Source organism: Psychrobacter sp. 5A.1 (genome assembly GCF_030407455.1).
In the GTDB taxonomy this organism is placed as follows: Bacteria; Pseudomonadota; Gammaproteobacteria; order Pseudomonadales; family Moraxellaceae; genus Psychrobacter.
On the sequence record NZ_JASDDJ010000019.1, the window covers coordinates 16,449 to 31,486 of the forward strand.

A 15,038-nucleotide genomic window follows, 5' to 3' on the forward strand; every position below is an offset into this window, starting at 1 on the left:
GCATTATCGACATTTAATAGAAAAATTAGGAGTTAGAACATGACGAACGATACAGATAGTACGAACACAGCAGTAGGTACAGCTACTTGGCAGCTCAATGCATTAACCGAGGCGCTAGGTGACTTGACATTGACGGTCAGCGATAGCCTATCTGTTGGTCGTGGCAGTGATAACGACGTAGTACTAGGCAGCAAACAGGTATCTCGTAATCATGCGGTGCTAAGCGTGTTGGATGGTCAGCTATATGTCAAAGATTTAGACTCTTCTAACGGTACATTTATCAACGACCAACGTATCGATGGCAATCAATCCAGTCCTCTACAAGCAGATGATACGCTTGGTTTTGCCAGCTTTAGCTTTCAGGTCCAGGCCTTTGTTGCACCTATGGTCGTCACTGAAACTGAAGCACCAGTGACGACAGATGCGTCGGTAGCGAGTACGGAGACGGATGTACCTGCTATGGTTGAAACGCCTACTGAAGCGCAAGTGGTGAGTGAATCAATTGTGAAACAGACAGGTATCAACACTGTGTTGTCTGACGCGGACGAAGCAGCGCCTACGCCCGTACGAGACACGCCAGTTGTTATAGAGACCGCATCTGATGCTCCTGCACCTCTTGTAGAAACAGTGGCGGAAACAGAAGCTGTGACGATCACAGAGCCAGCACCGATGGTGTTTACTGAAAGTGATTCATTAGTAGAGTCGTCAGCCGTGCGTGAAGAGCCAGCAGTACAAGAAGAGCAGGAAGAGTCAGCAGTCCAAGCGGCACACGATAAAACGACAAAGACAGAGCTGCAAGAAGAAGCAGATCCTGATGTTTTGCGTGCGAAGCAGGCAGCAACGGCACAGTTTTCTGGAACGGCCAATCTGGGTCAATCCCATGATCTTGGTACCGAAGGTAATAATGCGATGGATCAAGAAATCAGCAATCCAGCCAATGCAGGACGGGTAGAGAAAAAACCAAGCGGTGGTTGGTTTATATGGGTATTTATTGCCATTATTATTATTGCGTTAGCATTGTGGTTGTTTAATAAGGGCATCGTATAACCCATTTTTTGCTGACCCACTCGCTGCGAGTTTATGCCTAATGCCGTTAGACGGTGACGGCTGTTTTTCCTAGCGTCAACATTCGGTAGAGTGTTGACGCTATATTTTATCCCCGTTTCGAACAATCGACCGCATCAATTTCATTGACGGTATCGTTTTTATTATTTCAATTATTGCCAATACCTTGCTAAGAGAGCGTTGCTATGATGACCTTTGAAGAATACCAAGCTTTTAAAGATCGAGGCTTTAGTCATGCACCGCTGGTAAAAAAGCGTCTAATGGATGCGCAGACCCCCGTGTCTGTATTTTCCAAAGTACGAGATTTGAACGGCTCTGCCTACTTATTTGAATCGGTAGTAGGGGGTGAGCGTTGGGCTCGATACTCCATGATTGGACTGGGTAGCGATCTGATCTTGCAGTATGTTGATGGCAATATGACGATCAAAAGAAACGACCATATCGACATAGAGGCAGTGGAAAACCCTTTCGACTACATGCGTGAGCTGATGGCGCAGTATCACATGCCAACGGCTGATGATGTGCCGACGATGCCGAGCTTTAGCGGTGGTCTAGTCGGTTATTTTGGCTATGACATGGTACGTATTATCGAGCCAAGTGTGGGCTTATCTGCTGCACCCAATCCGATGTCGATGCCTGATATGTGGCTGATGCTCTCAATGAGTGTCATCGTATTTGATAATTTAGAAAATACATTATCGATCATCGTCTATGCTGACTGCCAGACTGAAGACGGCTACAGCTCAGCCATTCGTGAATTAGAAAAAATCGAAGAAAAACTGGCAGAGCGGTCAAATTTGTGCGCGCCAGTCATGCCCACGCCTAAATTTATATCGCAGACAGGTGCCGAAAAATATTGCAGCGATGTCAATAAAATAAAAGACCACATCGCAGCAGGGGACGTCATGCAAGTCGTGGCTGCGCAGCGTTTGACGGCAGACTATACTGGCGACTCACTGGCCGTCTATCGTGCGCTCCGCTATCTAAATCCATCGCCTTACCTGTTTTTGGTACATGGTTATACGCTTGATGACCACAAACGCTTTGATATCATCGGGGCCTCTCCAGAAATCCTATGCCGTATCGAAAATGGCAAAGCTACTGTGCGGCCACTGGCAGGGACACGCAAGCGTGGTCGAGATGAGACCGAAGACCTAGCGCTTGAGCAAGAACTGCTCAATGACAAAAAAGAGACTGCCGAGCACTTAATGCTCATTGATTTGGGTCGCAATGATATTGGCAGCGTTTGTGAATATGGCAGTGTCCAAGTCACAGAAAAAATGTTTATTGAGCGCTACTCACAAGTGATGCACATCGCATCTAATGTCGAGGGCACGATACAAGCGGACAAAGACGCGCTGGATGTGTTTTGTGCCACCTTCCCAGCTGGCACCCTGTCGGGCACACCCAAAATTCGCGCCATGCAAATTATCGATGAGATAGAACCGGTGCGCCGAACGGTGTTTGGTGGTTCAGTTGGTTATTTAGGGTGGAATGGTAATATGGACACGGCCATTGCTATTCGTACTGCAGTGATGCGCCGTGGTGAGATACATATTCAAGCCGGAGCAGGAGTTGTTGCTGATTCTGTTCCAGAAAAAGAATGGGATGAAACCAATAAAAAAGCATTGGCACTGATAAAAGCAGTAGAAATGGCTTGTAATGGATTACGTATTCGCTAGTTATTTAGCCAGTTATGTGGCAAAGACAAACGTGCAGTGCCGAAAGTACATTTATCGCTATATTTTTACAGATAAAAAAACCAACTTAATCAATAACTTAAATATTTTTATTAAAATAATTGAAAAAAATATGAAAAAGGGCTTGCGCATCTCAAAATATTTGATAGAATAGCCACCACTTTAAGAGAACAAGCCGACTTAGCTCAGTTGGTAGAGCAACTGACTTGTAATCAGTAGGTCGCCAGTTCGATCCCGGCAGTCGGCACCATCTCTCTTAAAGTAGCTTTTTATGAATATGTCTTAAACTAAAGTCATTTTTGTTTAAAGCAACCTAAGGTGGGATTGGGGAGCGGTCAAACCCAACAGACTGTAAATCTGTCGCGAAAGCTTCGAAGGTTCGAATCCTTCTCCCACCACCATATTTTTTTAAAGTTTGTCATAGCGCCAAGCATGCTCTATATAACTAATAACTCTCGATTAGAGTTAGTCCGAATAAGAGTAAATGCGGGTGTGGTATAATGGTAACACCTTAGCCTTCCAAGCTAATGACGCGGGTTCGATTCCCGCCACCCGCTCCATATATACACCATCGCAAAGCCTATCAAATATACATCACGACAGTCAGTTATTATTGCTGTATCGTGATATTTTTTTTAGTGCAGCTCAAAGGTTTTTTATATACGCTCATATAGCTCAGCGGTAGAGCACTCCCTTGGTAAGGGAGAGGTCTCGAGTTCAATTCTCGATATGAGCTCCATTTATTGATTATACCTTTTGTGATTGTTTTGCTATTTATATAGCTTTGCGTCGATATCGAAATTATAGAATATTGAAATATATAAGATTAGTGCGATACATAATGATTTAAAGGTGACACTGAGGTGTTGCCTTTTAGTGCTGTCAGTGTATTAATGAATAGTGGTTTTGATGATCTGATCTAAAGAATATTAAGACTGGTAAGCATGCAAACATTCGTACATTATTTTTTGCATTTTGGTTTTCCTCTCTTGATTGCCATTGTCTTTTTTAGACAAGAGTGGAAGAAAGCATATCTGATTTTGCTCGCGACGATGTTGGTGGATATAGACCATCTAGTGGCGAATCCCATATTTCAGGCAAATAGATGTAGCATTAATTTTCATCCGTTACATACGTATTACGCAATGCTGATATATGTTGTTTTACTCTTTCTTCGTAAGCCTTTTAACCTCATTGGAATTGGATTGCTGTTTCATATGTTAACGGATTTTACGGATTGTTTGATGATGTCAGTCAGCTAATATTGCGACTTTGTATATCATGATAATTATTCAGTTATAAGAAAGGTTATAATCAATCGAACGCTTTATCGACCTATTAAAGAGAAATGGGTTTTGATTGACAGATGTATGACTATTTAAGACAAGTCAGCGTATAATAACGGATACAAGAATGAGTTCGGAGCATTGTTTAAGCAGTGGTTCGTGCGGTTGATAGCTAGGTTTATGATGGTTTTATTCTATTATGAGCCATTAAACAGCTTTTTATTAATCCTTCACCAAAAAAAAGAGGAAATACTCATGGCAAAGGCCAAGTTTGAACGTAGCAAGCCACACGTCAACGTCGGTACAATCGGACACGTTGACCATGGTAAAACAACCCTTACCGCTGCAATCGCAACCGTAGCTGCAATCACCTCTGGTGGCGAAGCCAAAGACTACGCGTCTATTGACTCAGCACCAGAAGAAAAAGCACGTGGCATCACCATCAACACCTCACACGTAGAATATGACACAGCAGCACGTCACTATGCTCACGTAGATTGCCCAGGTCACGCCGATTATGTTAAAAACATGATCACTGGTGCTGCTCAGATGGACGGCGCAATCCTAGTTGTATCTGCAACTGACGGCCCTATGCCACAAACACGTGAGCACATCTTGCTTTCACGTCAGGTTGGCGTACCGTACATCATCGTATTCATGAACAAATGTGATGTTGTTGATGACGAAGAATTGCTTGAGCTAGTAGAAATGGAAGTTCGTGAATTATTGAGCGACTATGACTTCCCAGGTGATGACACGCCAATCATCCATGGTTCAGCGACTGAAGCCCTAAAAGGCTCACAAGAAAAGTATGGCCAACCAGCTGTCGTAGAACTACTAAACGTTCTTGACACCTACATCCCAGAGCCAGAGCGTGACGTTGACAAAGCATTCCTAATGCCAATCGAAGACGTATTCTCAATCTCAGGTCGTGGTACTGTTGTAACTGGCCGTGTTGAATCTGGTATCGTACGCGTTGGCGACGAAATCGAAATCGTCGGTATCCGTGACACTCAAAAAACCACCTGTACTGGTGTAGAGATGTTCCGTAAACTGCTTGACGAAGGTCGTGCAGGCGAAAACTGTGGCGTACTACTACGTGGTACTAAGCGTGAAGACGTACAACGTGGCCAAGTACTTGCTAAGCCAGGTTCTATCACTCCGCATACCAAGTTTGACGCTGAAGTATACGTGTTGAGCAAAGAAGAGGGTGGTCGTCACACACCATTCCTAAACGGCTATCGTCCACAGTTCTACTTCCGTACTACTGATGTAACTGGCGCAATCCAATTACAAGACGGTACTGAAATGGTAATGCCTGGTGATAACGTTGAGATGGGCGTAGAGCTTATCCACCCAATCGCTATGGACAAAGGTCTTCGCTTTGCTATTCGTGAAGGCGGCCGTACTGTAGGCGCTGGTGTTGTTGCTAACGTATTGAACTAATCTATTAGTCTCAGTAATGAGCTTATGAGTTAGTCATAAAAAAGCCATCCTGTTATAGGGTGGCTTTTTTTATTGGGGAGTGGTTATTTATATGATTACATCGTTACATCATTGGATGAATAAACGTGTAGCAAGCTTTACCTATATTATCTAAGCATAATGTAATGATAAAAACAGCCTAATAATCAGCATAAAAGGAACATTATGTTTGCGATAGAAGCATTACCAATCAATGCAGCAGAGCTTGAAAACGCGATTCAAATGGTCGCCAACATTGAAGCGATGGTGCAGCCAGAAGATGCTTGGGGCTATCAGACGTTGCTTGAATTGCTTGAGCAAGAGAGTATGAGTCTGTTAATTGCTTATGAGCAAGCCGAAAAAGAAAGTGTTATTCATCGTGAGATAGTTGGCTATTGCTTATATCAAATGACTTTTGAGCAAGCAGAGGTGCTACGTATTGGGACCAATCCCAAGTATCAGCGACAAGGCATCGCTTCAAAAATAGTAGAGAAGCTACATGAAGTATTACAGCTCAATCAGGTAGAGAGTCTTTTATTAGAAGTACGTGCAGATAATGCTGCTGCGATTGCACTGTATGAGCAACAAGCGTTTAGCATCATTCATAGACGCAAAAACTATTATAAAGTGCCACATAAACCAGCAGTCGATGCATTAATCATGCAGCATAATTATATTTAATGAAGAGAGTAAAGCTTAGGGCGTGTCCTCAATTCAAACGAGTGTCCTTTAAATGGGCTAAAAATAGCTAAATTTTGCCAAACATCGTCAAATAGTTGGTCAATATCTCGATATTATCTGCACTATTTTCCTCGTTTGACGGCAATTTATCTCATTTTTATCACCATTTTTAAAATGAGGACACGCCCTAATAAAAAATAAGAGGCGATGATAAAAGTGGCTATAACGGCTACGATATAAGAGCAGAATTAACTAAGATTTAAACTTTATTGCAAAGGAATCTTCTTTTTACAGACTTCTACATCAAGCTGATAATCATTATCCGCTTTCATATGTCCTAAGATATCTATGCGCTCGCTCAGCAGCTCCACCATTATGCTGATATTGGCTTGCTGTTTTTTGACTTGTTCTAGTTTTTGCTGAGTGAGTATGAGCTGCGAATCAATATCCAAGTGACCATCATAATAATCATTCAAGCTATTTTTGATTTCAGTAAGGGTGAAACCAATAGCTTGCGCGCTTTTGATCAGATCAATACGTTCCACACATTCTGGATGAAATTCGGTATATAAACGTGAGCCTGCCTGACGCTTGCGAGATTTTAGTAGGCCTAATTGCTCGTAATGGCGAACCGTGTCTTTGGTCGTACTGGCCTTTGCTGCTAGCTCTCCAATCAATAGAAACGATGTATCAAGTGCCATAATAACCTCTTATTTTTTCCGCTATGATAATCATAACTCTAGTTGCCAAGGCGTATCACTATCCAGTAGCGATACGGCTAACGGTTTATGAGAGTGCTTTTGCCATTTTACAGAGCGACTGCCTATTAAGTTGCCTAGCTGAGTGAGAAAATCAGCACGTGGCAAGGTGGTGGCACCTAAGCTCATCAAATGATCGTTTGGTAACTGACAGTCAACGAGTGCCACCTCACTTTGCTCACACAAGCGCATTAACCCCCAAAACGCTAGCTTTGACGCATTAGACGCTCGATGAAACATTGATTCACCAAAATAGATACTGTTTATTTTTAGTCCGTACAATCCGCCAATGAGTTGACCTGCTTCATCCCAGACCTCAATACTGTGCGCAAAACCTTGTGCATGCAATTTGGTATAGGCTTTAATCATTTCATCATGAATCCAAGTATGTTCTCCTTCCGGCTGATTATCATTAAGGCCATCGCTACGCGGTAAGCTACAGGCATGTATGACATCATCAAACGCTTGATTAAGCGTCACTTGCCAACGTCCGCGATTTGCTTGCTTGCGTAGTGATTTGCTTGGCTGATAGTCTGTTGGCACTATTACACATCGTGGTTCAGGACACCACCAAGCGATAGGCTCATCTTCATTAAACCAAGGAAACAAACCCTGCGCATACGCAGATATCAGTGTTTCAGGGGCTAAATCACCACCCATGGCGACGATGCCGATGCCATCAGGATCGATAGAAATAGGATCAGGAAAGTCATAACGCCCAAGACTTTTTAAAGTCTCAGGCGTGATGTGTTGATCGTTCTGTTGAGTAAAGTTGCCCATTTAGGCTTCTTTATCTGCAGTTAGTGTTGAATCGTAAGTATGATCGCGAGCAACGGTCTCTCCCAATGCATCCAAGTATTTTTCAGCATCAAGCGCCGCCATACAGCCAGTACCAGCAGATGTGATTGCTTGACGATAGACATGATCGGCGACATCGCCTGCTGCAAACACCCCTTCGATACTGGTTTGGGTGGCATTACCATTCAAGCCACTATTGACGATCAGATAGCCATCCTTCATGTCCAATTGACCTTTGAACAAGTCTGTATTTGGCTTGTGACCAATAGCCACAAACATACCAAATACGTCAACTTGCTTGGTGCTGCCATCAATGGTTGATTTGATAACAACGCCATTGACGCCCATATCATCACCAACCACTTCTTCCACACTGTGATTCCACTCGATTTTGACGTTACCGTTTTTTGCTTTTTCAAACAGTTTGTCTTGTAGGATTTTTTCAGAGCGCAAGCTGTCACGGCGATGCACTAGGGTCACTTCAGACGCAATGTTAGACAAATATAAAGCTTCTTCAACAGCTGTGTTACCACCACCGATGACGGCGACTTTTTGGTTTTTATAAAAGAAACCATCACAAGTGGCGCAGGCTGATACACCAAGCCCTCTGAATTTGGTCTCTGATTCTAGCCCTAGATATTGGGCAGAGGCACCAGTTGAGATGATTAGTGCATCGCAAGTGTAGCTACCGTTGTTACCTGTCAATTGAAAAGGACGCTCATTTAGGTTTACTTCGTTGATGTGATCGTAGACCAATTCAGTACCGAAGCGCTCAGCATGTGCTTTCATACGTTCCATCAATGCAGGACCCGTCAAATCATGGGCATCGCCTGGCCAGTTGTCGACTTCGGTCGTGGTGGTTAACTGTCCGCCCACTTCCATACCAGTGACCATAACTGGCTTAAGGTTGGCGCGCGCCGCATAGACTGCCGCAGAGTAGCCAGCAGGGCCTGATCCTAAAATAATGAGCTTTTCGTGACGTGGAGCAGTGGTGTCAGTTGCCATGAGTTGTTCCTTGCTAAATATACGAATTAAAAGTGTAAGGTATCAATATAATAAAAGACGAATATAAAAAATGACTACGAATATGCTTCTTCTAATTGCTATGTGATAATAACATAAGGGCACAGCGCACAAAGTGCAAGTTTGCTAAAACAAACGCAGGTATCATTAGAATCAAAGCATAAACAGCATTGAAATATTAGTGCGAAAAACAAAGGGTATTTTATAGCGTTCACGTAATATAGTTGGCAATATTATGTCAATATCGTTTCGCTAATCAGCTGTTTTTTTGCACAAAATGTACGTTGATTTACTTTCTTGCGTGCTTTCTTTATAAGACGGTCGCCACTGTACCTATCTATTTGTTATTATAAGAAGTTATGCCAAGTGTAGTAGGAGCCAAGCGCTAATGGTTGTTTCAAGGCTCTATGATCGGCACATGCCAAACAAACACTTCGCTAGGTACATTTATGTCAACACTTTATGTCAGTATGATTAGGCTTAGTCATACATTGGCGACCATTTAGTATTAATAACAAGGCAGATCTTACGTGATATCAGCACCGCTTATTGAGTATTTAAAAAAGGGAATATTTACCCTCCTTGGGTTAATACTGGCCGTTTATCTGTTTGTCATTCTGATGACTTACACAGGCAACGATCCTAGCTGGTCGCACATCAGTAGCGATATGACCACGATTAATAATGTGGGCGGCGAGGCAGGTGCGTGGTTATCTGACTTGCTTTATAGCTTTTTTGGTTTTAGCGCGTGGTGGTTACTGGCATTTGTGGTTTATGAATCTATCCTTATTTGGTGGGACAATCAGCCCACGTTTTGGCTAATGCGTGCGGTCGCTTATGTGTTTTTATTGTTAAGTGCCAGCGCATTATTTGCACAATTGGTGGCTTTGGTTCAGCAAGTAACGAACCCTACATCAATGGGGCTCGAAGGTGTCGCTGGTGGTATCATCGGGCTAGAATTACAGGCACGTTTGGCACAGTTGCTAACGCAGTGGGGGAGTGTGGTTTTCTTGGCAGTATTTGTCGTGATTACTGCTACTTTTGCTTTTAATATTCATTGGATGACGATATATCAGAAGATTCGTACATTGTCATGGTTTGGCTCAGGTGTGAAGCGTAATGAGGCCGTAAAAGCGGCTCAACCAAGCCGTGCTTTGCCAGATGACAGCCCTATCGCAGATGAACAAGTCAATCAACAAGCAGAGTACGAACAGCTGCCACTTGAGTTGCAATCAGCTGATCAAGCTAGCAGTGCTCAGGCCGTGAATAATACTGGCCGTTTCGGTAATGTACTGTCAGACTTTTTGGCAACGTCAGGATTGGCAGATAGTGTGAAAGCCTCCGTCATAGCCGCAAAGGCAGCGGCGATGTCTAGTCACGCAAAAAGCGAGCTCTCAGATACTGATATTGGTACTGATATCGAAATCGATACCCATACCCATACCCATACTAGGACTCCTGACAGTACTATTGATAATAGGGTTCATAATCCCACCAAATCATTGACATCAAACGCTATCGCACCTGCTGCTCGCAAAGTTGAGCCAAGCTTTGCGTGGAATGATGCAAACACGGTCGATGATTTGCTGGCGAGTGAACAAATGGCTTACAGTGCCAATAGCATGGACAGCTCTGCTATGCCAGTGCCTAATGATACCCAAACAGAGGCTAGCACAGCCGCATCGTTAGACAAGGCGGTATTTGCCTCTGACGCAGCACCAACAATCCATTCGGCAGTGATTCAGCCAGCCGCATATCATCAAGAAATACTCATTACGCCACCAGTTGACAAGTCGGAAAATCGTATAGTAGAGAGTCCAATTTCTACCAGTCAAGCACCTGCCACGCCTAAAGCATTTGCAATCAATGAAAATGCTGAAAGTGTGGATAAATTAGCAGAAGCATGGTTGGCCGAGCATGCCGATATCTCAGAACATATCATAGAAACGCCGACACAAAATCCTAAGGTCTTTCATGTGGACACGCTCTTTGAGCAACTAATGCAAGATGAGTTACCAGCGTTTGTATCAGAAGAGCCGGTTAGTTTTGCAAATGAGTTAACGCATCAATCGTCTAAGACGCCTAGTGAGTTGCCAGACAATGATAAAGTGGTAGATGATGACGAAGTGGCAGTGACGTCTGAACCGCCAGTTACTCAAGCTTCAATGGGTGTCATTCCGCCAGTGTCCGACGCCCCAGATATGACGCCGACCAATACGCCACCTGCCAATCCAAAAGCAGCGCCTACTGTGGAGGCGGCCAGTCCTGTTGCTAGCATGCAACCTATAACGCCTGCCAAACCATCCGTCAGTTTTGCTGTTCCAGAGGGAGATAGCAGCAACCATATCACTGATATGATGCCAGACGATGACAGTCTTTCTGACGATACTAATGTACCGGTCATGCCGCATATTAGTGATGACGCAGCCTTCAGTCAAAAGTCACGCTCGATGCAAACCGCCGCTTATCGCAGCAGTCTAACGCCTATTCCAGAGGTGTCGATACTAGACAAGCCTGATCCTGACCGCAAGCCCAGTTATACGATTGCTGAGCTTGAGCAATTGTCTGAGTTATTGGAAATTAAACTACAAGAATTCAATGTCAAAGCCTCGGTGGTCAATGCGATTCCAGGGCCTGTGGTCACTCGTTTCGAAGTGGAGCTGGCGGCTGGTGTCAAAGCCAGTAAGGTGACAGGGATTTCGCGTGACTTGGCGCGCTCACTCTCCATGGCGTCTTTGCGGGTGGTCGAAGTGATTCCGGGTAAGCCCTATATCGGTATCGAAGTGCCCAATAAACAGCGCGAAATGGTGCGGTTGATTGAGCTACTGAATACCGAAAAATTCAAGGATCCTAAAGCACAGATCAGTATGGCGATGGGTAAAGACATCGGCGGCAACCCAATCATCACTGACCTTGCGCGTGCGCCTCATATGCTCGTCGCTGGTACGACGGGCTCTGGTAAATCGGTACTGGTCAACTCGATGCTACTATCGATGCTACTCAAGTACACGCCCAATGAGCTGCGCCTTATCTTGATTGATCCAAAGCAGCTTGAGCTTGCCAATTACAATGATATTCCGCATCTGTTAACGCCAGTAGTTACCGATATGACGGAAGCGGCCAGTGCCTTGTCATGGTGTGTGGCAGAGATGGAACGCCGTTATCAATTGATGAGCTTACTGAAAGTGCGTAAGCTAAATGAGTTCAACAAAAAAGTCATCGCTGCTGAAAAATCGGGCAATCCAATACTTGATCCTTTATGGCGACCAAATGATAGCGTGAGTATTAGCCAAGCACCCAAGCTAAAAACCTTACCAATGATTGTCATTGTCGCGGATGAGTTTGCTGATATGATTATGCAGGTCGGTAAACAAGCCGAAGAGCTCATCACACGCTTGGCACAAAAATCACGAGCTGCTGGTATTCACTTAATGCTAGCGACTCAGCGTCCGTCAGTCGATGTTATTACGGGTCTGATTAAAGCCAACATCCCCGTGCGTGCGGCACTACGAGTCAACTCAAAAGTCGATTCGCGCACGATTTTGGATAGTGGCGGTGCTGAGGATATGCTAGGCAATGGTGATATGTTGTTCTTAGGGCCAGGACAAATAGAGCCTAATCGTGTGCATGGTGCGTATGTCAGCGATGAAGAAGTCAACCGTGTCTGTGATGCGTGGCGTGAGCGCGGTGCCCCTGACTATATTGATAACATGGCAGGCAATTTTGAATTGTCCAGTCCAGGTGGTGGTACAGCCAATGCCTCTGGTGAAGATGATGATTTATATAATGATGCCGTGGCCTTTATCATGGAAACACGTAAAGTGTCTGCTTCAAGCATTCAGCGTAAATTTAGCATCGGCTATAACCGTGCTGCGCGTATTGTCGACTCTATGGAAGAAGCTGGATTAGTCAGCTCGATGGGCAAAAGTGGCAAGCGTGAACTATTGATGTAGGATTAATCCTTAAGTTTCTTCCATAAAAAAGCGAGTCATGAGAATGGCTCGTTTTTTTTGCTTTAAATTAAGATGACGATATGTATGTACTCTTCTAGCTGTTTATTAAACTGATATACTTTATATTAAAACAAGTATCGAGCTTCACTTATTAGAAGTGCTGTACGGTGCAGTGTGTAAATATTAAGAGATCTATATTTTATCGATACATTAGAGAGCAAAAGAAGCTTATGTTTCATTTCGATTTAATAGCATGTTATTTGGGTGTTTTTTTAGGTGGCCTTCTACTATTTTTAATGGTGTTAGGCTTTATTCTTGATACTGTTTTTCTATTTTTTCCTAGAGTAAGATGTACAGTTGACAGCTATAGCATATACCCTATATTTCCTCAAGAATCAGAAAAAGACATACAGCTATATAATCTGAAAATCAACTATAAATATAGTTATAAAGGCATTGTACAAAGGTCTAGCAGACTGAATCATTACAATTCTTTCGAAAGAAGCACTCCTATAGAAGTTGAAAATGCTTTGAAATGTTACTTTGTTAATTACAAAGAAATCTATGCTTATGTTTGTCCATTTATAAATAACTATGCTGTGTTATTCCCATTAAAGTTCCATTTAGTAAAAAATGGAGCTATCTTTATCTCATGTTTGCTAGCATTTTTAACATTTGGTTATTTTATAAGTTTTTGATAAAAACTTAATATCTAGTAGTAAATATATATCAATTTTAAAAAGCAATCACTCCAAAATTTACGACAGTTACTCTCCAAGGAAGGTCAGTTATGTTTAAAGAATATACTCAGTATGATGGGCTAGCCTTAGCGGCATTGGTCAACTCAGGTGAGGTCAGCGCAAAGGAATTGCTAGACGCTGCTGTCCATCAAGCCAATCAAATCAACCCTAAGCTAAATGCCATCGTGCATCGATTTGATGAGCGTGCTTACAATGCTGCGCAGGCAGGTTTGCCTTCAGGTGTATTTACTGGCGTGCCGTATTTACTAAAAGATTTGTCATTCAGCTTCGCCGACGAGCCGATTACGATGGGCAGTCGTAGCGTCAATATCATTTCAGAAAAAGACAGCGAAATCGTCAAACGGATGAAAGCGACAGGTGTTAATACCTTTGGCAAGACTAACACTCCTGAATTTGGTTTGATTATCACCACTGAGCCAAAAGCGCATGGTGCTACTCATAATCCTTTTAAAAAAGGCTATAGCTCTGGCGGCTCGTCAGGCGGCAGTGCAGCAGCAGTTGCGAGCGGTATTGTACCGATGGCAGGCGGCGGTGATGGTGGCGGCTCGATACGTTTTCCCTCTGCTTGGTGCGGTACGTTTGGGTTAAAGCCAAGCCGTGGACGTAATCCAATGGGCCCTAATCTTGGTGAAGGTTGGGAGGGGGCAGTGGCTGACCATGTGATTACGCGCTCAGTGCGCGATAGTGCAGCGATGCTAGATGCCACTAGCGGTGCGGAGATTGGTGCGCCTTATGTTATAGCTCCGCCAGACGGCACTTTTTTGCAAGCGGCCATGCGTGCACCGCGACAGCTAAAAATCGCTTTGCATCAGCAGCCTTTGATAGCCAATACGACAGTGGACAAAGAAGTGCTTGCGGTACTTGAGCAAACGGCTAAGCAACTAGAGTCTATGGGTCATCAGGTAATACCAGCTGAGCCAAATATCAATACTGAGCAGTTTTGGCATGATTTTATGGTGGTGGTCTGCACGCATACGGCTTTCACAATTGATAATATCGAGCGTGAGTTTGGTGCTGCCCATGTCAAAAACTTAGAGCCACAAACCTATAATATGGCACTGCTCGGGCGTTCGCTATCGGCGGTTGATTTGGCACATGCCAAACATGGCTGGCATCATAGCCAGTATCAGACGGGTTTATTACTAGAAGACTACGATATGATACTGTGCCCGACTGTGCCCACGCCTGCGGTAAAGCATGGTGTGCTACCGCCGAGTCGTATAGATGAGATGATGATGCGTAGCGCTGAGGTGCTTAACAAGGGCTTTAATATGGGTAGATATGCCTTTAGCTCAGGCATGATAGAAAAGCTCAGTGCCCCTGTATTAGGTAAGATGGGCTTTACGTTATTGGGTAATGTTACGGGGTTACCCGCGATGTCAGTACCCGTCGGTATGAGCAAAAAAGGCCTACCGATTGGTATGCAATTAATCGGACGCATGAATGATGAAGCAACATTATTCAGTGTGGCGGGCGAGATGGAGCGTGCTGGTTTATTTACCAAACAAGCTTTTGAGAAGTAGGATTGAGATCTATGGTTTGGATTGAT

At 43.9% G+C, this 15,038-nt stretch carries 10 protein-coding genes and 4 tRNA genes; 11 read left to right on the forward strand and 3 right to left on the reverse strand.

Features of this window, described 5'->3' with window-relative positions; genetic code table 11:
* Positions 1-39: 39 nt before the first annotated feature.
* The 9 genes from QL982_RS06045 (at position 40) to rimI (ending at position 6,196) form a co-directional block, all read left to right on the forward strand.
* Positions 40-1,047, forward strand: a complete 1,008-nt coding sequence (locus QL982_RS06045; protein ID WP_290190228.1) for an FHA domain-containing protein — start codon at positions 40-42, stop codon at positions 1,045-1,047.
* Positions 1,048-1,250: 203 nt separating this feature from the next.
* A complete protein-coding gene (locus tag QL982_RS06050; protein WP_290190229.1) occupies positions 1,251-2,747 on the forward strand; it encodes a chorismate-binding protein in 1,497 nt (498 codons plus the stop codon).
* Positions 2,748-2,939: 192 nt separating this feature from the next.
* Positions 2,940-3,015: transfer RNA gene (locus tag QL982_RS06055), tRNA-Thr, on the forward strand.
* A 67-nt stretch (positions 3,016-3,082) separates the two neighbouring features.
* Positions 3,083-3,166: transfer RNA gene (locus tag QL982_RS06060), tRNA-Tyr, on the forward strand.
* Between the two features lie 85 nt (positions 3,167-3,251).
* Positions 3,252-3,325, forward strand: a tRNA-Gly gene (locus tag QL982_RS06065).
* 104 nt (positions 3,326-3,429) lie between these two features.
* Positions 3,430-3,504 (forward strand) — tRNA-Thr (locus tag QL982_RS06070).
* Positions 3,505-3,709: 205 nt separating this feature from the next.
* Positions 3,710-4,027 carry a DUF6122 family protein gene (locus tag QL982_RS06075; RefSeq protein ID WP_290165539.1) on the forward strand — a complete coding sequence of 106 codons (318 nt, stop codon included), beginning with the start codon at positions 3,710-3,712 and terminating at the stop codon, positions 4,025-4,027.
* Positions 4,028-4,306: 279 nt separating this feature from the next.
* Positions 4,307-5,497, forward strand: a complete 1,191-nt coding sequence (gene tuf, locus QL982_RS06080) for an elongation factor Tu (RefSeq protein WP_290166126.1) — start codon at positions 4,307-4,309, stop codon at positions 5,495-5,497.
* A 204-nt stretch (positions 5,498-5,701) separates the two neighbouring features.
* Entirely contained in the window at positions 5,702-6,196 is a 495-nt protein-coding gene (rimI, locus tag QL982_RS06085) for a ribosomal protein S18-alanine N-acetyltransferase (RefSeq protein ID WP_290190230.1), read from the forward strand.
* A 266-nt stretch (positions 6,197-6,462) separates the two neighbouring features.
* Here rimI and QL982_RS06090 read toward each other — a convergent pair whose 3' ends face one another.
* The 3 genes from QL982_RS06090 to trxB are packed head-to-tail and all read right to left on the reverse strand — an operon-like array spanning position 6,463 to position 8,757.
* Positions 6,463-6,897 carry a MerR family transcriptional regulator gene (locus tag QL982_RS06090; protein ID WP_290165593.1) on the reverse strand — a complete coding sequence of 145 codons (435 nt, stop codon included), beginning with the start codon at positions 6,895-6,897 and terminating at the stop codon, positions 6,463-6,465.
* Positions 6,898-6,927: 30 nt separating this feature from the next.
* Positions 6,928-7,734, reverse strand: coding sequence for a leucyl/phenylalanyl-tRNA--protein transferase (gene aat, locus QL982_RS06095; protein WP_290190231.1), 807 nt, complete (start codon positions 7,732-7,734; stop codon positions 6,928-6,930).
* Positions 7,735-8,757 (reverse strand): thioredoxin-disulfide reductase, encoded by a 1,023-nt coding sequence (trxB, locus tag QL982_RS06100; protein ID WP_290165597.1) that lies wholly within the window; start codon positions 8,755-8,757, stop codon positions 7,735-7,737.
* A gap of 548 nt (positions 8,758-9,305) precedes the next feature.
* On the opposite strand from trxB, the gene QL982_RS06105 reads away from it, so the two are divergent.
* Together QL982_RS06105 and QL982_RS06110 are read left to right on the forward strand one after the other, a co-directional pair.
* A complete protein-coding gene (locus QL982_RS06105) occupies positions 9,306-12,728 on the forward strand; it encodes a DNA translocase FtsK 4TM domain-containing protein (RefSeq protein ID WP_290165599.1) in 3,423 nt (1,140 codons plus the stop codon).
* Between the two features lie 790 nt (positions 12,729-13,518).
* Positions 13,519-15,012, forward strand: a complete 1,494-nt coding sequence (locus QL982_RS06110; RefSeq protein ID WP_290163965.1) for an amidase — start codon at positions 13,519-13,521, stop codon at positions 15,010-15,012.
* Positions 15,013-15,038: the final 26 nt, after the last annotated feature.